General features: G+C 62.6%; 12 protein-coding genes and 1 pseudogene. 8 read left to right on the top strand and 5 right to left on the bottom strand.

Going from position 1 to position 18,232, the window contains the following annotated elements:
- Positions 1-6: 6 nt before the first annotated feature.
- Positions 7-975, bottom strand: coding sequence for a UPF0158 family protein (locus tag L6D64_RS22545; protein ID WP_176507735.1), 969 nt, complete (start codon positions 973-975; stop codon positions 7-9).
- 575 nt (positions 976-1,550) lie between these two features.
- Between L6D64_RS22545 and L6D64_RS22540 the strand changes: the two genes are divergently transcribed.
- Both L6D64_RS22540 and L6D64_RS22535 read left to right on the top strand, forming a co-directional pair.
- Complete coding sequence (locus tag L6D64_RS22540; protein WP_176507734.1) at positions 1,551-2,744, top strand: tetratricopeptide repeat protein; 1,194 nt, start codon at positions 1,551-1,553, stop codon at positions 2,742-2,744.
- Between the two features lie 1,064 nt (positions 2,745-3,808).
- On the top strand, positions 3,809-4,153 hold the full coding sequence (locus L6D64_RS22535) for a YggL 50S ribosome-binding family protein (protein WP_176507733.1): 345 nt from the start codon (positions 3,809-3,811) through the stop codon (positions 4,151-4,153).
- A gap of 260 nt (positions 4,154-4,413) precedes the next feature.
- Here the strand turns inward: L6D64_RS22535 and L6D64_RS22530 are convergent.
- A pseudogene (locus L6D64_RS22530) lies at positions 4,414-4,476 on the bottom strand (hypothetical protein); the annotation flags it as partial.
- A gap of 187 nt (positions 4,477-4,663) precedes the next feature.
- Here L6D64_RS22530 and dacB point away from each other — a divergent pair.
- Positions 4,664-6,127, top strand: coding sequence for a D-alanyl-D-alanine carboxypeptidase/D-alanyl-D-alanine endopeptidase (gene dacB, locus L6D64_RS22525; RefSeq protein WP_176507732.1), 1,464 nt, complete (start codon positions 4,664-4,666; stop codon positions 6,125-6,127).
- Positions 6,128-6,199: 72 nt separating this feature from the next.
- On the opposite strand, the gene L6D64_RS22520 is transcribed toward dacB, so the two are convergent.
- Positions 6,200-8,593, bottom strand: coding sequence for a sensor domain-containing diguanylate cyclase (locus tag L6D64_RS22520; RefSeq protein ID WP_176507731.1), 2,394 nt, complete (start codon positions 8,591-8,593; stop codon positions 6,200-6,202).
- 94 nt (positions 8,594-8,687) lie between these two features.
- Positions 8,688-10,880 (bottom strand): bifunctional 23S rRNA (guanine(2069)-N(7))-methyltransferase RlmK/23S rRNA (guanine(2445)-N(2))-methyltransferase RlmL, encoded by a 2,193-nt coding sequence (rlmKL, locus tag L6D64_RS22515; protein ID WP_176507730.1) that lies wholly within the window; start codon positions 10,878-10,880, stop codon positions 8,688-8,690.
- Between the two features lie 563 nt (positions 10,881-11,443).
- Here rlmKL and rmf point away from each other — a divergent pair.
- Positions 11,444-11,659, top strand: a complete 216-nt coding sequence (rmf, locus tag L6D64_RS22510; RefSeq protein ID WP_079227119.1) for a ribosome modulation factor — start codon at positions 11,444-11,446, stop codon at positions 11,657-11,659.
- Positions 11,660-11,756: 97 nt separating this feature from the next.
- Here the strand turns inward: rmf and L6D64_RS22505 are convergent, their stop codons facing one another.
- Positions 11,757-12,782 carry a quinone-dependent dihydroorotate dehydrogenase gene (locus tag L6D64_RS22505; protein WP_085674892.1) on the bottom strand — a complete coding sequence of 342 codons (1,026 nt, stop codon included), beginning with the start codon at positions 12,780-12,782 and terminating at the stop codon, positions 11,757-11,759.
- 127 nt (positions 12,783-12,909) lie between these two features.
- On the opposite strand from L6D64_RS22505, the gene L6D64_RS22500 reads away from it, so the two are divergent.
- The 4 genes from L6D64_RS22500 (at position 12,910) to L6D64_RS22485 (ending at position 18,201) form a co-directional block, all read left to right on the top strand.
- Positions 12,910-14,112 carry a CmpA/NrtA family ABC transporter substrate-binding protein gene (locus tag L6D64_RS22500; RefSeq protein ID WP_176507729.1) on the top strand — a complete coding sequence of 401 codons (1,203 nt, stop codon included), beginning with the start codon at positions 12,910-12,912 and terminating at the stop codon, positions 14,110-14,112.
- Positions 14,113-14,123: 11 nt separating this feature from the next.
- Positions 14,124-14,699 (top strand): ANTAR domain-containing response regulator, encoded by a 576-nt coding sequence (locus L6D64_RS22495; protein ID WP_236192586.1) that lies wholly within the window; start codon positions 14,124-14,126, stop codon positions 14,697-14,699.
- 614 nt (positions 14,700-15,313) lie between these two features.
- Complete coding sequence (locus tag L6D64_RS22490; protein ID WP_176507286.1) at positions 15,314-16,525, top strand: nitrate/nitrite transporter; 1,212 nt, start codon at positions 15,314-15,316, stop codon at positions 16,523-16,525.
- A gap of 8 nt (positions 16,526-16,533) precedes the next feature.
- Positions 16,534-18,201, top strand: a complete 1,668-nt coding sequence (locus L6D64_RS22485) for a bifunctional protein-serine/threonine kinase/phosphatase (protein ID WP_176507285.1) — start codon at positions 16,534-16,536, stop codon at positions 18,199-18,201.
- Positions 18,202-18,232: the final 31 nt, after the last annotated feature.

Genomic DNA, 18,232 nt, shown 5'->3' with positions numbered 1-18,232 from the left:
CGCTCCTTAGAATCGCGACTTGGCCAGTACGCAACTCAGCAGGGCTGGAATTGCTATCGTCACGATATCGCGGTCATCCATCATGGCCAGCAGTCGCTGGGCCTGCTCACGAGGCCCCATCGTCACCGCTACAGCCACCTGAGGTTGCCCAGCTGTCGGCACAGATTCGCCGCCGGGGTTAGCCTTAAGCATCTCAGACGACACGCCATTAGCCTCGGCCCATTGTTCGATGATATCGCCCATGCACTGGGCCCGAAACTGCTTCCACTGGGACTGCCGTTGCCCCAAGGCACGGGCAAACAGTAGGTTCAACTTACTTGAGTACGGCTCATCGAGCAGGCGCTCAAGAGACGAAACATCTTCCGCCGGCAACCCGCCTGAAGCCAGGAAATTGTGCATCCACCCCTTCTGAGTTTGCCCATCAACCAAGGCAATCTCCGCGAAACGGTGCGGCTGCTCATTGACCAGCGCTTCCTGGTCGGCGTGGATGCCTTCAAGAAAGTGGATGATCTGGCCAGTCGTTCTGTCCAGATAGCGCTTACGGCTGGCATTCAGATTCGCAAACGCCTGCCAAACGTCACCTCGAACGACCTTCGCAGCCTCCCCGGCTTCCTTGGCTGCCCAAGACGCACTCGAGTCCGCAACCGGTAATTCTGCACCTTTTGAAACGGGCGAACCGATGGTTAGCGCAGGGGCGATGGAAGAGATAGTAAAATTGGAGACATGATGAGGCGCCCCTTTGAGGGACACAGTGATGTCGCCACCTTCAGCGGACTTTTCAACCGTGAGATGCTGACCCAGCTCACCAATAAGGAAATCGGAAAATTTTCGGTAACCGAACTGCTGCTCGTTGAGCGCCTGAAGGCCAGATCCAACAAGAGTACGATTCAAACGCTGCTTAAGACGCGCTCCCACTTCCGAGGGGCGCCCCTTGAGAAGTTCAAGGATGGCATTCTGTAGGTACAGGGAGTCCATATTTGCTCCAGGCAAGATTGATAAACCCACCACAGAAGGTGGTGGGTATCTTCAAATTCATAAACTGCCTGGTTCCATAACTGTCAACATCGTCATCTGGAGCGCGGAACGCCACACGAACCAGCACACTGGCAATGTCACAGCCCTTGAAATGCATCTGGATAGCTCATGGTACCCAATGATCTCGCAGTGGTACTCCTAAGCGCGCACGTGACAGCCAAGGAGACGTATAGCAATCATAAGCAAGGCCAGCTCGGTGAGTCAAACCGTTTTGTACAATGTACAGTGATACTGTACCGCGTAACCGCCTAGGGCCCTACCTGCACTGCCCTCCTAGCCAACCTCGCTCAGCCATCGGCTCTGAAGGCCTAGAGATGACAGTTTCGGTTGAACCTCACGCAGGGTATTGACACGAAACTGCAGATGCCTATGCTACAGGGGTTGCGTAGGCCACAAGACACGGGATGCAAGCCGCACCCGCCCAAATGATGCACTGGCCAGACAATCAGTGAACTAAGCACCGCCCCCATGCGGCAGGGCCTGTGCTAACTATTGTCTAAAATCAGAGTGCAATCATGACTGAACAACCCTCCCCTCGCATCGCTCGCTGGCTTCGTGAACAACAAGCGCAGATTGAGCAAAATCGTACCTTCAAGTCGGACTACCTGCTTCTGCCGGACGGTCACACCGTCGGAGAACTGCGCCATGCAGGCACGGACGTCAACGTCTACTGCCAGGAACACTTCGAGACCTCCCTGGATCAGCTGATAGCGAATGCTCGACAGCACTTCGAAATCGTGACGGATGCCGCGGCTTATCTGATGGGCGGCATCATGAGAGCCATCAAGCTTGGCGAACCTGCGTTCCTTCACGAAGAAGGCTTGCTGAAGGTTGAGCGCGACCTGCTCTCCTGCGCCCAACAGGATTACGCCGATGCCAAAATGCAGCTAGGCCTGCTCTACTGCTCGGCAGGCAAGTACTTCGGGCATACCGAAGAAGAAGGCCTGACTTGGATGCTACGGGCCTTCAATAGCAACCACTCCGATGCGCCCTCCGAGATTGGCAATTACTACCTGCGCAGAGAGAACTGGGAAAAAGCTGCCAAGTTCCTGCGCAAGGGCGACATGCGAAAATGCGCGATGTCTGCATTCAGGCTGGCTCAGATGTACCACCAGGGTGCTGGGTCGATCAAACAGGACGTCAAAAAGGCGTTCAAGCTGTACGGGCAAGCGTCCATGCGTGGATACCCGGAAGCTACCGTTGAGATGGTCGAGCTGTTCTTGACTGATCCTGAAACCTTCCCGCTCCGGGCAACGCCGGAGGAGCTTCTGCGTGAGGCGATCGCAGATGGATACCCAAGGGCAATGTTCTGGCTCGCAGACATGTTCGAGAACGGCCAACACGCAGAGCAGGATCTCAACGAGGCCGTAAAGCTGTACCAGCAGGCTGCCGAAATGGGGCTAGCCGCAGCAGAGCTCAAAATGGGCAACATCCACGATGAGAGCCACCGCGACGTGTTCACGGCGTACAAGGATGCTGAACAAGCGCTCCATTGGTATGAGCGGGCTGCCAATAACCCCGAGAACGATGAGGTACGTAAGCGTGCCTTCCTCGCGCTGGGTGACATTGGCATGAAAGCAGAGCAGTACGAACTGGCTCAGCGCTGCTTTCTGAATGCTGTGCGTTTTGGGTCAGCGATGGGCCAGCGCTTGGCTGCACAGGCAGCTCACCTGCACGACGCTCAGCAACGCGCTAAGGGGGGCAAGTAACATGACCCGACTTATCGCTTGCCCCCACTGCGTAGACGGCTACACCAGCTGCCCTGTTTGCCAAGGAGGCCGTGCAATGGTCACTTGCCCTGACTGTGGCGGTGATGGCTGCTGGTACGACCCAGATGCTGAAAAACTGCGTGAATGCAACCGCTGCGAGGGAGAGGGAGCGGTCGACGCCGACGCCTGTGAGCATTGCGGTGGCCAAGGCTCAGTTCTCTGCACGCCTTGTCATGGAACAGGCTCGATCTCCGAAGACGACTGCCAGACTTGTGGCGGAACGGAAGAAGTGACCTGCAGCCTTTGCCTGGGCTCTGGAGAAGGAAGCAGCACGGACGACGGGCTCTGTGAACGGTGTGACGGCTCAGGACGTGAGAGCTGCCCTGCCTGTACGTAAGGTCTGAGTAGGGACAAGCCGGTGGGAGGAATCCCGCCGGCTTTTTTGTGATCCGTCACTTGGCAGCGCTAGGGCAACTCCAGTACCTTCTCAAGGACATCGAGCATGCCTGGTTTGAAAACCCCCTCCCCTCTGATCGAGCACATCGCCCGAGTCGCATTGCTTCAGTTTGAAGTCATTCAGGAATCCTTCGAGCGTACGTATTCAAGGGCTCGCCGCTCCAGGGAACTGAGCTTGAAGTCCGGCACACTGCCAGCACGGTCGTCAATCCGGATCACCTTTCCAGAGGGATGGATTTCTTTGATAGCAGCCTGCGCTTCAGCTAGCTCATGAGGGCCTGCTAAACCAGTAACCGCAATTGCGGATCTTGAATCTCGTCAGCCCAACGCCTCCCCGGCGTGGTACTCCTGGCAAACCTCGTAGATCGCTTCATGCGAAGCCCTCTGCTTCGGCTTCTTCGCACACATCATGGCGAGCATTTTCAGAGGTATCATGCGTATCCTCTCTCGCCGCCCACTCGCACCAGTTGGGCTACCGTCGCTAAGTCATAATTCCCTGGAATGCACTCCTGAATGGCAGACCCTTTAGCCCGGTCGATCGGACAGAGCAGGCATTCGAACGTGTTAGCTGATAGACTGCGCGCCGTAATTACTTTGAGGATTTTTTGATGGCCACTAACCGCTCCCGTCGTCTTCGCAAAAAGCTTTGTGTAGACGAATTTCAGGAATTGGGCTTCGAGCTGAACCTGGAATTTAAGGAAGATTTGGATGATGAGGCAGTCGACGCATTCCTCGATGACTTCCTGACCGAAGCCATGGACGCTAATGGCTTGGATTACGTCGGCGGCGATGACTTCGGTCTGGTTTGCAAAGCCGAGCGCGGTTCGGTTACCGAAGAGCAACGTGCAGCTGTTGAAGCATGGCTCAAAGGCCGTAGCGAAGTGACCAAGGTTGAAGTCAGCCCTCTGCTCGACGCCTGGTATCCAGAAAAGCCGATCAACGCAGCTAAGTGATCGCGCTGAGCCGCAGCGAGTAACTGCGGATTGTCAAAAGACCACCTTTCGAGGTGGTTTTTTTATGGGCGGTCGCAAAGCGAGCTTGTAGCTCAAGGCCAATTCGTAGCCTGAAGGCCGGGGCGATCTGGGGGATTGGATAGGTGCGAACGAGAGCTTACTGATGGCTGCCGGCAGGGGATGCGGCATGAGGCGAGCCAGATTTGGAAGGAGATGAAGAGGGATTTTTGACAACCGACCGACTATTTTTCGCTAATTGGCAAAACCTGGAATTCATCAACGCACAGCTTCTTGCGCAGACGACGGGAACGGTTGGTAGCCATGAAACAATCCTCTTGAGTATTAACGCGCGGCACTTTACCAGTTTCCACGCTACAAAGGCGCTTTTCCGTCGAACGTGGCGCATCAGCGCTGCGCTTGGGGCATAATGCGCTCTATATTTCATCCTGGGGTGATCATCTCGTACAGCCCCATTGTCTTTTTCCCTCGTGCGCAGGGTATTTAATCCATATGATCAAAAAGCTCCGCCCCCTCGTTCTCGCTGGCCTGCTGCTGCCGCTGGCATTGCCCAGCCAGGCAGCTGCCGTCAATACCTCCCTGCCGCCGAAAGTCCAGCAAGCACTGAAGGCCAACAAGCTGCAGGACAGCGCACTGTCACTGGTCATGCTGCCGCTTAACGGTCCTGGCTCGGCGACCGTGTTCAACGCGGATGTATCGGTCAACCCAGCCTCGACCATGAAGCTGGTCACCACCTATGCCGCCCTTGAGCTGCTCGGCCCCACTTTCCAATGGAAGACCGAGTTCTACACCGACGGCACCCTGAGCAACGGTGTGCTCAATGGCAACCTCTACCTCAAGGGCGGCGGCGACCCCAAGCTGAACATGGAAAAGCTCTGGCTGCTGATGCGTGACCTGCGCGCCAATGGCGTGCGCACCGTTACCGGCGACCTGGTACTGGACCGCAGCCACTTCGTGCAACCCAACCTGCCGCAGTTCGACGATGACGGTGGCGACGTCAACAAGCCGTTCCTGGTCAAGCCGGATTCGCTGATGATCAACCTCAAGGCCCTGCGCTTCGTTGCCCGCAACGACGGCGGCAAGGTCACCGTTGCCGTCGAGCCACCGATCGCCAGCATCCACATCGACAACCAGGTCAAGGCCGTGGCCTCCAAGCAGTGCAGCGGCGACGTGCGCTACAACCCGGTGCAGCAAGCCGACGGCATCAGCGTGACCGTCACCGGCCAGCTGGGCGATGGCTGCAATTCGCAGACCTACCTGTCGCTGCTTGACCACCCGACCTACGCTGCCGGTGCCGTGCGGGCCATCTGGAACGAGCTGGGTGGCAGCATCCAGGGCCGTGACCGCATCGAAAACGTGCCCAAGAGCGCTCGCCTGCTGGCCCGGGCCTTCTCGCCCGACCTGGTTGAGGTGATCCGCGACATCAACAAGTACAGCAACAACACCATGGCCCAGCAGCTGTTCCTGAGCATCGGCGCGCAGTTCCGCACCGACGCCGACGGCGACGACGCCCGTGCCGCGCAGCGCGTGGTGCGCCAGTGGCTGGCCAAGAAAGGCATCACCGCGCCGCACCTGGTGATGGAGAACGGCTCCGGCCTGTCGCGCGCCGAGCGGGTCAGCACCCGCGAAATGGCGGCACTGCTGCAAGCGGCGTGGAACAGCCCGTATGCCGCCGAGTTCATGAGTTCGATGCCACTGGTGGGTATGGACGGCACCATGCGCAAACGCCTGAAGCGCACCGCTTTGACCGGCGAAGGGCACATCAAGACCGGCACCCTGAATACCGTACGGGCGATCGCCGGCTTCAGCCGCGACAGCAACGGCAATACCTGGGCGGTGGCGGCGATCCTCAACGATCCGAAGCCATGGGGCGCCTCGCAGGTGCTCGACCAAGTGCTGCTGGACCTGTACCGCCAGCCGAAGCTGAACAACAACGCCACGGCTGCAGCACCTTGATGCTTCGATAACCTGCACCGGCCTCTTCGCGGGCTCACCTGCGAAGAGGCCGGTGCAGGCAACAAAGAAACTTCAGGTCAACTCTGCCTCAACCCGGTCGCGGCCTGCCTGCTTGGCCGCATATACCCCCGCGTCCGCCCTCAACAACAGGGCATCAGCTCCCTCCCCCTGCCGCCACCCGGCCACGCCAAAGCTTGCAGTCACCTTGCCTACCCCATCCACTGGCACACTGCGCACGCCTTGCCACAGCTCCGTGGCCAGCGTCCGCGCCTGTTCGACATTGCTTCCAGGGCACAGCACCATGAACTCCTCCCCACCCAACCGGCAGAACACATCGGTGCGGCGCAAGCGCTGGCCAATGCGTTGGCACAGGCTGCGCAGTACATGGTCACCCACGGCATGGCCGTACTGATCGTTGATGCGCTTGAAATGGTCTATGTCGAGCATGATCACGGCCAGGTCCTGCTTGTCACGCTGGGCACGATCCAGTTCCACCTTGAGTCGTTCCTGAAAATAGCGGCGGTTATGAATACCGGTCAGCGAATCGGTGACCGACAGCGCCCGTAACTCTTCTTCCACCCCTTTGAGGTCGGAAATATCGGTGAGATAGCCATGCCATAGCGTGCAACCGTTCTCGCCGACCTCGGGCGTTGCCTCACCGCGCACCCAACGCAATCCGGCCCGCGGCAGGCATACCCGGTACTCTTCGCGCCACGGCGACAGGTGTTCGGCGGAATAACGCACCGAACGGCGCACGCGCTCCAGGTCATCGGGATGAATGCGCTCGAACACCACCGAAGCATCCTCGCGCAGCAGTTGCAGGTCGACCTCGTAGATGTCGAACAGCCCCTGACTGGCGTAGGGGAAGCACGAGTGGCCATCGGCGTCCAGCCGGTACTGGTAGATCCCGCCCGGCACTTCCGCGCTGAGCTTCTCCAGCAACCGATCTCGCAGGGCCAGGGCTTCGTGCACCCGGCGCCGCTCGGTGACATCGATACAGATCGCCAGGTAGCCGACCCAGAGCCCCTGCTCGTCGAGCACGGCAGTCACCAGCATGTTGGCCAGCAAATGACTGCCATCCTTGCGCACCAGGGTCCACTCGCCAGGTTCGCCGCCGCTCTCCTGAATGGTCTCGGCGAACATTGCCTGGCCTCCGGCAATGTGCCGCCCATAGCGCAGGCTCAAAGCATGGGCACGCTGGCTGAGTTCTTCAGGCATCACCAGGTGCTCCAGGTGCAGGTGCCCGATCGCCTCGCTGGCCGAATAACCCAGCATGCGTTCGGCACCGGCGTTGAAGGTGCTGATCTCGCCTTTGAGGCCGGTCGCGATGATGGCCACCTGGGTCGCGGCATCCAGTACGCTGCGCAACTGGTTGTGGGTCTCGCGCAACGATTGCTCGCTGACCCGCAGCTCCGCCGTACGTTGCTCGACCAGGGTCAAGGCACGCTGGCGCTGGCTGAACAGGTTGTACAGCAAAACACTCAGCAGCAGGCTCAACAAGCCGCCCAGCAGCCCCACGGCCAAGGCGGCAGTGGACTGGTTGGCCCGCAGGAATGCCTGGCTCGGGCGCATGTCGAGCTGAAAATGATGGTCGGCAAGACGCAGCAGCTGCGTGCTGACCATGGCCAGTGCCGCCACCGGATTCTGTGAATCGAACAACACTTCGTGGCCGTCCCGCCCGCTCGGGTCGATGATGCGCACCACCAGATTGTCGTCTTCAGCGATGGGTAGGCCTTCGGTGACCAACTGGCGCACGTTCAGCAAGGCCATGACATATCCCGCTGGCGGGTCATCCGGCCATGCAGCACGGAATACCGGTGCGACCATCAACAGCCCACGGCTAAGGTCCGGGGCGACGCTGAGCATGTCCAGCGGCTCGGAAACCGCCATGCTGCCCGGCAGCGTGGCGCGCGCCAAGGCCTGCTCACGGGCCGGCTGGCTGCGCAGGTCGAGCCCGTAGGGCTGCCCCTGCATACGCTCGGCCTGGGTATACAGCACCGGGTAGTAATAGGCTCGGCGTGGCGAAGGGTGCCAGTGCCCAGCGCCATCCACCTCGCGGATCAGGTAATCCTGCCCCAGCCAGGCACTGGCCTGGCGCTCGAACTCGCGCCGCTGCCCGCCCTCGACCCGCGGCGCCCAGGAATACGCCTGGGTCCGCTGCAACAAGGGCCGGGCATAGCCATCGAACTCGCTCGGGGTGATTTCATTGGCGTAGGTGAAGAAGCGCCGCAAGCCATCCAGGCGTTGCTCCTGGTCGTCGAAACGCTCGGCTATACGGCTATGGCGCTCGCTGGCCAACAGTTCGAAGCGCTGGCGCAACTGCTGCTTGTAGAACGCCTGCGCGGCCAGCGCGAGGCCAGCCGACAGCAGCACGCCGGCCACCAACGCGACCAGCGCCACCGCCCAGGCAGCCATTGCCTCGCGGCACAGGCCCAGTACCTTCGCACGCACGCCCCACTTCGACATAGAGAGATCTCATCACGTCAGCGTCCTGCGAAACTTCTGGCCCTGTGCTGAGTTATAGCTATTGGCCACTAGGCGCGCAATGCGCCTCGTCCAATTAACGCAACTGCAGGCGCCAGGCGCGGTGGATCCGGTTGTTGCGAGCGAAGTCCGGGTCCAGGGTCTGGGCGCTGATTTCCTCCACGGCATAGCGCGTGCTGACATGCTCATCGAGCTGGAACTTGCGGAAGTTGTTGGAGAAATACAGCACGCCGCCGGGTGCCAGGCGGGCCATGGCCAGGTCGAGCAATTGCACATGGTCGCGCTGGACGTCGAACACCCCTTCCATGCGTTTGGAGTTGGAGAAGGTCGGCGGGTCGATGAAGATCAGGTCGTAGCTGTCGCGGTTGGCTTCCAGCCAGGCCATCACGTCGCCCTGCTCCAGGCGGTTACGCTCGGAGAAGCCGTTCAACGCCAGGTTGCGCCGTGCCCAGTCCAGGTAGGTTTTCGACAGGTCGACGCTGGTGGTGCTGCGGGCGCCGCCCTTGGCCGCGTGCACGGTCGCCGTGGCGGTATAGCAGAACAGGTTGAGGAAGCGTTTGCCAGCCGCCTCGCGCTGGATGCGCATGCGCATCGGACGGTGGTCGAGGAACAGCCCGGTATCCAGGTAGTCGGTAAGGTTGACCAGCAGCTTGACGCCGCCCTCGTTCACCTCCTGGAAGCGGCCTTCGGTGGCCTGACGCTCGTACTGGCGCGTGCCGCTCTGGCGCTCGCGGCGCTTGAGCACCACTCGCTGCGGGTCGATGTTCAGTGCCTGGGGGATCGCCGCCAGTGCGTCGAGCAGGCGTGCCTGGGCCCTGTCCGGGTCGATCGAGCGCGGGGCTGCGTATTCCTGCACGTGCACCCAATCCTGATAGAGGTCGACTGCCAGGGCATACTCGGGCATGTCGGCATCGTACAGGCGGTAGCAGTCGACCTGCTCGCGGCGGGCCCACTTGCCCAGCTGCTTGAGGTTCTTTTGCAGGCGGTTGGCGAACATCTGTGCGCCTTCCGAGAGGCGTGCCGGCTCGCTGGCAACCGCCGCTGGGCGGCGGGACTCGCCATTGTCGGCCTGGGCCTCGCGGCGCTCGCCGGTGACGAACTGATCAGGCTGAACCTTGAACAGCAGCAGCTTGCACGGCAAGGCGCCGTTCCAGAAGGCATATTGCTTGTGACTGCGGATGCCCATGCGCTTGCCCAGCTCCGGCGCGCCGGTGAACACCGCCGCTTCCCAGCCCATGCAGGCCTGGCGCAGGCGCTCGCCAAAGTTCTGGTAGAGGTACAACAGGCTGGCTTCGTCACCCAGGCGCTCGCCGTACGGGGGGTTGCTGATGACCAGGCCTTTCTGGTTCTGGTCCGGGCGTGGCTCGAAGGTGCTGACTTCGCCTTGGTAGATCTTCACCCAGTCGCCCAGGCCGGCACGCTCGACGTTGTTGCGCCCCGGCTGGATCAGCCGCGGGTCGGCTTCGTAACCGCGAATCCACAGTGGCGGCTTGGCCAGGCCGGCTTGCGCACGGGCCAGGCCCTCTTCGTGGACCTTGCGCCAGGTGGCCGGCACATGGCCGAGCCAGGCACTGAAGCCCCAGCGCTCACGCTTGAGGTTGGGGGCAATGTCGGCAGCGATCATCGCCGCCTCCACCAGGAAGGTACCGACACCGCACATCGGGTCGGCCAGGGCGCCGCCTTGGGCAGCAATGCGCGGCCAGCCGGCGCGGATCAGCACCGCAGCGGCCAGGTTTTCCTTCAGCGGCGCGGCGCCTTGCTGCAGGCGATAGCCACGCTGGTGCAGGCTGTGGCCGGACAGGTCGAGCGAGAGGATCGCCTCGCCACGGTCCAGGCGCAGGTGCACGCGGATATCCGGGTCGACCTTTTCCACCGATGGGCGCAGGCCCTCACGGTTGCGCAGTTTGTCGACGATCGCGTCCTTGACCTTGAGCGCACCGAAGTGAGTGTTGTCGATGCCCGAGCCATGGCCGCTGAATTCCACGGCCAGGGTGCCGTCGGCGGCCAGGTGGTCGGCCCAGTCGACGGCATGCACGCCATCATAGAGGTCGTCGGCATTCTTCATCGAGAAGCGCTTGAGCACCAGCAGCACGCGGTTGGCCAGGCGTGACCACAGGCACAGGCGGTAGGCGGTTTCCATGTCGGCGGCGCCGCGAATGGCCGAGGTGTGCTCACGCACATCATCCAGGCCGAGGCCTCGGGCCTCTTCGGCAAGCAGGCCTTCCAGGCCTTTGGGGCAGGTGAGATAGAGTTCGAAACGGTCCGACATGAGTATTCCAGCGCCTTGGGCTATGTAAGTGACGAGGCGACGCATCGCCTTGCCGATGTTTGCCCGAACGCCCTTCCAGCAAGCGTCCGAGTGGCCTTCCCCGCTGCGTCATCGCAACCGAGGGGCCGGGCCGCCTGATCGATCTGCCGCTCGCCAAGTGGCAAAAACAGCTTAGATCATCAGGCAGTACCAATAATTTCCGTCGACGTCGCGGGCCGTGTGACCCTTCGTCGCATTACCAAATATTTCTGTCATCCCGTCGCAACGCTGGCGAAATGACGCCAAGGTTCGGCAAACCCTGATCATAGCGGGCTCAACGCCAAACAAGGTTGAGTCGCATTTATTTACTTATCCCCTCACCCTCGGAAAGGTTACGTGCTTATGACAAATTGATCATTCCCACCGTGACCTGCATTCGTTAGAACTGGTCTCAGGCCGCTTCGCAATGAGGCGGCACTTTCAGCTCGCCACGCCGGCAGCGAGCGCAAAACCGGCAGAAAGACTCTGCCCGGCCTCGGAGAGGCCGACGGGACATTACAGTCAACAAGTGAGGGCAACACCCTATGAGAAGACTTAAGCGTGATCCGTTGGAAAGAGCATATTCACGTGGCTATCAATACGGGGTCACCGGCAAATCCCGCGAACTTTGCCCCTTTACACTTCCTTCAGTTCGCCAAGCCTGGATCAACGGCTGGCGCGAAGGTCGCGGTGATAACTGGGACGGAATGACTGGCACCGCTGGCATCCATAGACTCAACGAAAATCACGCCGTTGGCTGAACGAGGACACTGAATTCGAGTTACCCATGCGCGCCCTATCCGGGCGGCGGGCTTCGGCCCAGGGGCCCCTTGAAGGGGCCCTTTTTTATGCCCGCCTTCAGGCCTTGGGCATTGCCGCGATTGCATCCACCGCCTCACGGATCAGCGCAGGGCCCTTGTAGATGAAGCCCGAATAGATCTGCACCAGGCTCGCCCCGGCGGCGATCTTCTCTGCCGCATGGCGGCCTTCGGTAATGCCACCGGCGGCGATGATCGGCAGCTTGCCACCCAGCTCGCCCGCCAGCACCTTCACAATGTGCGTGCTCTTCTCCAGCACGGGCGCACCCGACAAGCCGCCAGCCTCACCGCCATGCTCCAGACCTTCGACACCCTCGCGGCCCAGGGTGGTGTTGGTGGCAATCACCGCATCCATTCCCGATTGCATCAGTGCCGCTGCCACCAGCGCGGTTTCCTCATCGCTCATGTCTGGCGCGATCTTGATCGCCAGCGGCACGCGCTTGCCATGCTCGGCGGCCAGCTGCTCACGGCGCTCGGCCAACGCATCGAGCAGTTGCTTGAGCGAGTCGCCGAACTGCAGGCTGCGCAGGCCGGGGGTATTCGGCGAGCTGACGTTGACGGTGATGTAGCTGGCTTCGGTATAGACCTTGTTCAGGCAGATCAGGTAATCGTCGACTGCACGCTCGACCGGGGTATCGAAGTTCTTGCCGATATTGATGCCCAACACGCCGTCGTAACGCGAAGCCCGCACACGCTCGAGCAGGTGATCGACGCCCAGGTTGTTGAAACCCATGCGATTGATGATCGCCGTCGCCTGCGGCAGGCGGAACAACCGCGGTTTGGGGTTGCCCGGCTGCGGACGCGGGGTCACGGTGCCGATCTCGACGAAGCCGAAGCCCAGCTGGGCAAAGCCGTCGATGGCCGCGCCGTTCTTGTCCAGGCCCGCCGCCAGCCCCACCGGGTTGGCGAAGTTCAAGCCCATCACGGTCACCGGCAGCGCCGCCGGCTGCTTGCACAGCACACCGTTGAGCCCAAGCCGGCCACCGGCGCCGATCAGGTCCAGGGACAGGTCATGGGAGGTTTCCGGAGAAAGCTTGAACAGCAGCTGGCGGGCCAGGGTATACATGGGCGGGCAAGGCTCGGGGTAAGTGAGGCAGCGATTATAGCCAGCGCGCGCCCGGCATGACAGGGGCTTGGCACATGGGTTGCTACTTCGTTTGCCTACAGCCTATTCAGTACAGGCGAGGACCTTTGTGAATACCGCACCTCTAGCCTGGGTAAACGGCAGCGACGCGCCGGAAAAAACCCGCCTCAACATCGGCTACATGGCCCTGACCGATTGCGCCTCGGTGGTGGTCGCTGCCACCCAGGGCTTTGCCCAGCAGCACGGCCTGACCCTCAACCTGGTACGTCAGGGGTCCTGGGCCGGCCTGCGCGACAAGCTGGCCAACGGCGAGCTGGATGCCGCCCATTGCCTGTACGGCCTGGTCTATGCCGTGCACCTGGGCATCGGCGGTGTACCGGCCAGCGCCATGGCGGTGCTCATGGGGCTGAACCAGAACGCCCAGGCCATCAACCTGTCACCCGCCTTGCAGCAGCAGGGCGTGACCAGCCCTGAGGCACTGGCGCAGCGGGTGCACCAGCAGGGCGCACGGCTGACCTTCGCCCAGACCTTCCCCACCGGCACCCATGCCATGTGGCTGTATTACTGGCTGGCCAGCCAGGGCATCCACCCGCTGCACGACGTCACCAGCGTGGTGGTGCCGCCGGCCCAGATGACGGCGCACATGCAGGCCGGGCGCATCGACGGCTTTTGCGTCGGCGAGCCCTGGGCTGCCGCCGCCGTCAGCCAGGGCCAGGGCTTCACCCTGGCCACCAGCCAGTCGATCTGGCCCGACCACCCGGAGAAGGTACTGGCCTGCACCCGCGCTTTCGTCGAGCACTGCCCCAACAGCGCCCGCGCACTGGTCAAGGCAGTACTCGCTGCCAGCCGGTTCATCGAACAGAGCCCGGAGAACGTGCGCAGCACCGCGCAACTGCTCAGCGGCAGCGCCTACCTCGACACACCGCTCGAAAACATCGAGCCGCGCCTGCTGGGCAACTATCAGGACGGCCTGGGCAACACCTGGCACGACCGGCACGCCCTGCGCCTGTTCGATCAAGGCCGCGCCAACCTGCCTTATCTGTCCGACGGCATGTGGTTCATGACCCAGTTCCGTCGCTGGGGCCTGTTGCGCGATGACCCCGACTACCTCGGCGTGGCTCGCCAGGTGCAGCAATTGCAGCTGTACCGCGAAGCCGCTGACGCACTCGGCGTGAGCAGCCCCGGCTCAGCCATGCGCAGCAGCCTGCTCATCGACGGCACGCGCTGGGACGGTACCGACCCCTATGCCTACGCCCGCAGCTTCCGCCTGCACGCCCTGGGCCAGGCGCCCGATGCCCGAGTCGGTCTGTGAGGGCCATGACCATGCTGCGCATCCTGCTGATCGACGACACCCAGAAGCAGCTTGGCCGCCTCAAGGCCGCATTGCGCGAAGCCGGATTCGAGGTGATCGAGGCGCCAGACCTGACCATCGACCTGCCCGCCTGCGTCGAAACGGTGCGCCCGGACGTCATACTGATCGATACCGATTCACCTGACCGTGACGTGATGGAACAGGTGGTGCTGGTCAGCCGCGACCAGCCACGGCCCATCGTGCTGTTCACCGACGAGCACGACCCGACGGTGATGCGCCAGGCGATCCAGGCCGGGGTCAGCGCCTACATCGTCGAAGGCATCCAGGCGGCGCGGCTGCAGCCCATTCTCGATGTCGCCATGGCGCGCTTCGAGAGCGACCAGGCACTCAAGGCACAGTTGCTGGCCCGTGACCAGCAACTGGCAGAGCGCAAGCGCATCGAGCAGGCCAAGGGGCTGCTGATGAAGATGAAGGACTGCAACGAAGAACAGGCCTACACCTTGATGCGCCGGCAGGCCATGAGCCGGCAGCAGAAGCTGGTCCAGGTGGCCGAGCAGATCATTGCCATGCATGAGATGCTCGGCTAGCGCTGCTGACGGCCTTGTAGATAGTGTCAGGGCTACAGGTGCATGCCTCTGGATGGTGTAAGGGCTGATAGGTGCTTGTCTCTAACTGTTCAGCGCTTGTGAGATCGAGCGCCGCCCGCGCGGCGCATCGCGGGCAAGCCCGCTCCCACATCTGTTTCGGGCCAGTTACTCCTGTGCCGCCAACAGGATCCGCCTTGGTGTATGACTGGAGACAGGTGGGGCGGCATAAGCTCCCACCGAGATGCATCGCCATGCTAACAAGGCGGTCCCTGTTGGCTTCATAGGAGAGATTGGCCCGAAACAGATGTGGGAGCGGGCTTGCCCGCGATGCGCCGCGCGGGCGGCGCTCGATCTCATAGGTGCTAAAGAGCTAAAGGCAGGCACCTCTGAGCCCAGACACTATGTAGAGGCAAGCACCAGCCAGCCCAGACAGTATCTACAGGGATCGCCTGCCAAGTAAAAAGTTGGCCCAGCTCTTGCTGAATAAACCTCACCGGTAGCCAACGGCGGTTGCCTCATAAAACTCCCGACAAAGACGTCGCTCTCCCCTCCACGCCAGTGGACCGGGTAGCGGCGTCTTTTCGTTTCCGCTGCATTGCCGAGTGAGGTGTTCGATGAGTACCAGCTTCTGGAAATCCGGGCATGTGCCCACGCTGTTCGCCGCGTTCCTGTATTTCGACCTGAGCTTCATGGTCTGGTACCTGCTTGGCCCGCTGGCGGTGCAGATCGCTGCCGACCTGCAACTGAGCGCCCAGCAGCGCGGCCTGATGGTGGCTACGCCGATCCTCGCCGGTGCAGTGCTGCGCTTCGTCATGGGCGTGCTGGTCGATCGCCTGTCGCCAAAGGCCGCCGGCCTGATCGGCCAGACGATTGTCATCGTCGCCCTGACCGGCGCCTGGTACCTGAGGGTGCACACCTATGAGCAAGCCCTGCTGCTGGGCGTGTTCCTCGGTGTGGCCGGCGCCTCGTTCGCCGTGTCGCTGCCGCTCGCCTCGCAGTGGTACCCGCCACAGCACCAGGGCAAGGCCATGGGCATCGCCGGCGCAGGCAACTCCGGTACGGTGTTCGCCGCCCTGCTGGCCCCGGTGCTGGCTGCCGGGTTTGGCTGGAACAACGTGTTCGGCTTTGCCGTGCTCCCGCTGTTGCTGACCCTGGCGCTGTTCGCCCTGCTGGCCCGCAATGCCCCGCAGCGGCCCAAGCCAAAGGCAGCAGCCGATTACCTCAGTGCCCTGGGCGACCGTGACAGCTGGTGGTTCATGTTCTTCTACAGCGTCACCTTCGGCGGCTTTATCGGCCTGGCCAGCGCCCTGCCCGGCTACTTCAGCGACCAGTACGCCCTGAGCCCGGTGACCGCCGGCTACTACACCGCCGCCTGCGTGTTCGCCGGCAGCCTGATGCGCCCGCTGGGTGGTGCCCTGGCCGACCGCTTCGGCGGCATCCGCACCCTGCTCGGCATGTACAGCGTGGCTGCCATCTGCATCGCGGCAGTTGGCTTCAACCTGCCCAGTGCCGCAGCCGCCCTGGCGCTGTTCGTCAGTGCCATGCTCGGCCTCGGCGCTGGCAATGGCGCGGTGTTCCAGCTGGTACCGCAACGCTTCCGCCAGGAGATCGGCGTGATGACCGGGCTGATCGGCATGGCCGGTGGCATCGGCGGCTTCCTGCTGGCAGCAGGGCTCGGCGCCATCAAGCAGCACACCGGCGACTATCAGCTGGGCCTGTGGATGTTCGCCAGCCTCGGCGTGCTCGCCTGGTTCGGCCTGCACGGGGTCAAGCAACGCTGGCGTACCACCTGGGGCTCGGCAGCGGTTACCGCTGCACGGGTCTGAGGATGACCATGAGCCTGCAGCTCAGCTTCGCCCAGGCCAGCGCCACCGGGCCACGCATGGAGAACCAGGATGCCCTGCGCCTGGTCACGCCGGCGGCGGAGCTGGCCGCCAGCAAGGGCTACCTGTTCGCCCTTGCCGATGGCGTCAGCCAATGTGCCGACGGTGGCCTCGCCGCTCGCGCCAGCCTGCAGGCGCTGGCCATGGATTACTACGCGACGCCCGCCACCTGGGGTGTGGCCCAGGCCCTCGACCGCCTGCTGCTGGCACAGAATCGCTGGTTGCGTGCCCAAGGCAGCCAGCCGCTGCTGACCACACTGAGCGCCCTGGTGCTGCGCGGGCGCCGTTTCACCCTGGCCCACGTGGGCGATTGCCGGGCCTATCGCTGGCACGCCGGGCGCCTGCAATGCCTGAGTGAAGACCACGTCTGGGACCAGCCCGGCATGCAGCATGTGCTCAAGCGCGCCCTAGGCCTGGACCAGCATCTGCTGGTCGACTACCTGGAGGGCGAACTGCAAGCTGGCGAGTGCTACCTGCTGCTCAGCGACGGCGTCTGGGCCAGCCTTGGCGACCAGCACATTCAGGCCATTCTGCGCGAGCAGCCCGACCTGCAGGCGGCCGCCGACACCCTGGTTGCCAGCGCCCATCACAACGGCAGCCAGGACAACGCCAGCGCCTTGCTGGTGCGGGTCGAGCAACTGGGCACGGTCAACCTCGGCGACACCCTGGTGCAACTGCAGCAATGGCCATTGCCTGGCCCGCTGCGCGAGGGCCAGGCGCTCGATGGCTGGCAGGTCGAAACGTGCCTGGCGCACAGTCGCCAGTCACTGCTTTACCGCGTACGTGATGCCAACGGCCAGCCCTGGCTGTTGAAAACCTTGCCCGCCGAGCGGGAACAGCAACCTGGTGCAGCCCAGGCCCTACTGCTGGAAGAGTGGTTCCTGCGCCGGGTCGCCGGCCGCCACTTCCCCGAACTGCATGCCGCCGGCCGGCGCCAGCACTTGTATTACGTGATGCGCGAACACAGCGGCAAGACGCTCGCCACGCACCTCGAAGCCCATGGCCCGTTAGCGCTTGCACAATGGCTGGAAATCGCCCGTCAGCTGCTCCAGGCCATCGGCGTGCTGCACCGACGAAACCTGCTGCACCGCGACATCAAACCGGAAAACCTGCACCTGGGCGATGACGGCCAGGTACGCTTGCTGGACTTCGGCCTGGCGTATTGCCCGGGGCTGTCCGAGGAACCGTTGCACGAATTGCCCGGCACGCCGTCGTATATCGCCCCGGAAGCCTACCAAGGCCAGCCACCGAGCCCGCGCCAAGACCTGTACGCCGCCGGCGTCACGCTCTATCGCTTGCTGACCGGGCATTATCCTTATGGGGAGATCGAGGCCTTCCAGCGCCCACGCCTTGGTCAGGCCGTAAATCCATCCCGCTATCGCCCCGACCTGCCCGAATGGTTGCAGCACCATTTGCTGCAGGCCGTGGCGGCGGACCCGGCGCATCGCTTCGAGACCGCCGAGCAATGGTTACTGTTGCTCGAACGCGGCGACCGCCAGGAACTGCCCAGCCGCCCTCGCCCGCTGCTGGAGCGTGAGCCGGTGAAGGTGTGGCGCAGCTTGGCCCTGCTGTCCCTGGTGTTGAACGTGATGCTGCTGTTCGCCCTGCTAAAAGCTTGAAAGTGCCTTGCCGGGGATACAGTGGCTGCGT

Origin of the sequence: Pseudomonas urethralis, from assembly GCF_021602465.1 — a bacterium.
GTDB lineage: Bacteria > Pseudomonadota > Gammaproteobacteria > Pseudomonadales > Pseudomonadaceae > Aquipseudomonas > Aquipseudomonas vlassakiae.
Note: the sequence above shows the minus strand (reverse complement) of the source record. Positions and strands in the feature narration are given on the sequence as shown.

What these genes read in the sequence shown, in the direction of transcription:
- L6D64_RS22545 (WP_176507735.1), bottom strand. Translation starts at nt 975, where the DNA reads ATGGACTCCCTGTACCTACAGAATGCCATCCTTGAACTTCTCAAGGGG.
- L6D64_RS22540 (WP_176507734.1), top strand. Translation starts at nt 1,551, where the DNA reads ATGACTGAACAACCCTCCCCTCGCATCGCTCGCTGGCTTCGTGAACAA.
- L6D64_RS22535 (WP_176507733.1), top strand. Translation starts at nt 3,809, where the DNA reads ATGGCCACTAACCGCTCCCGTCGTCTTCGCAAAAAGCTTTGTGTAGAC.
- dacB (WP_176507732.1), top strand. Translation starts at nt 4,664, where the DNA reads ATGATCAAAAAGCTCCGCCCCCTCGTTCTCGCTGGCCTGCTGCTGCCG.
- L6D64_RS22520 (WP_176507731.1), bottom strand. Translation starts at nt 8,593, where the DNA reads ATGTCGAAGTGGGGCGTGCGTGCGAAGGTACTGGGCCTGTGCCGCGAG.
- rlmKL (WP_176507730.1), bottom strand. Translation starts at nt 10,880, where the DNA reads ATGTCGGACCGTTTCGAACTCTATCTCACCTGCCCCAAAGGCCTGGAA.
- rmf (WP_079227119.1), top strand. Translation starts at nt 11,444, where the DNA reads ATGAGAAGACTTAAGCGTGATCCGTTGGAAAGAGCATATTCACGTGGC.
- L6D64_RS22505 (WP_085674892.1), bottom strand. Translation starts at nt 12,782, where the DNA reads ATGTATACCCTGGCCCGCCAGCTGCTGTTCAAGCTTTCTCCGGAAACC.
- L6D64_RS22495 (WP_236192586.1), top strand. Translation starts at nt 14,124, where the DNA reads ATGCTGCGCATCCTGCTGATCGACGACACCCAGAAGCAGCTTGGCCGC.
- L6D64_RS22490 (WP_176507286.1), top strand. Translation starts at nt 15,314, where the DNA reads ATGAGTACCAGCTTCTGGAAATCCGGGCATGTGCCCACGCTGTTCGCC.
- L6D64_RS22485 (WP_176507285.1), top strand. Translation starts at nt 16,534, where the DNA reads ATGAGCCTGCAGCTCAGCTTCGCCCAGGCCAGCGCCACCGGGCCACGC.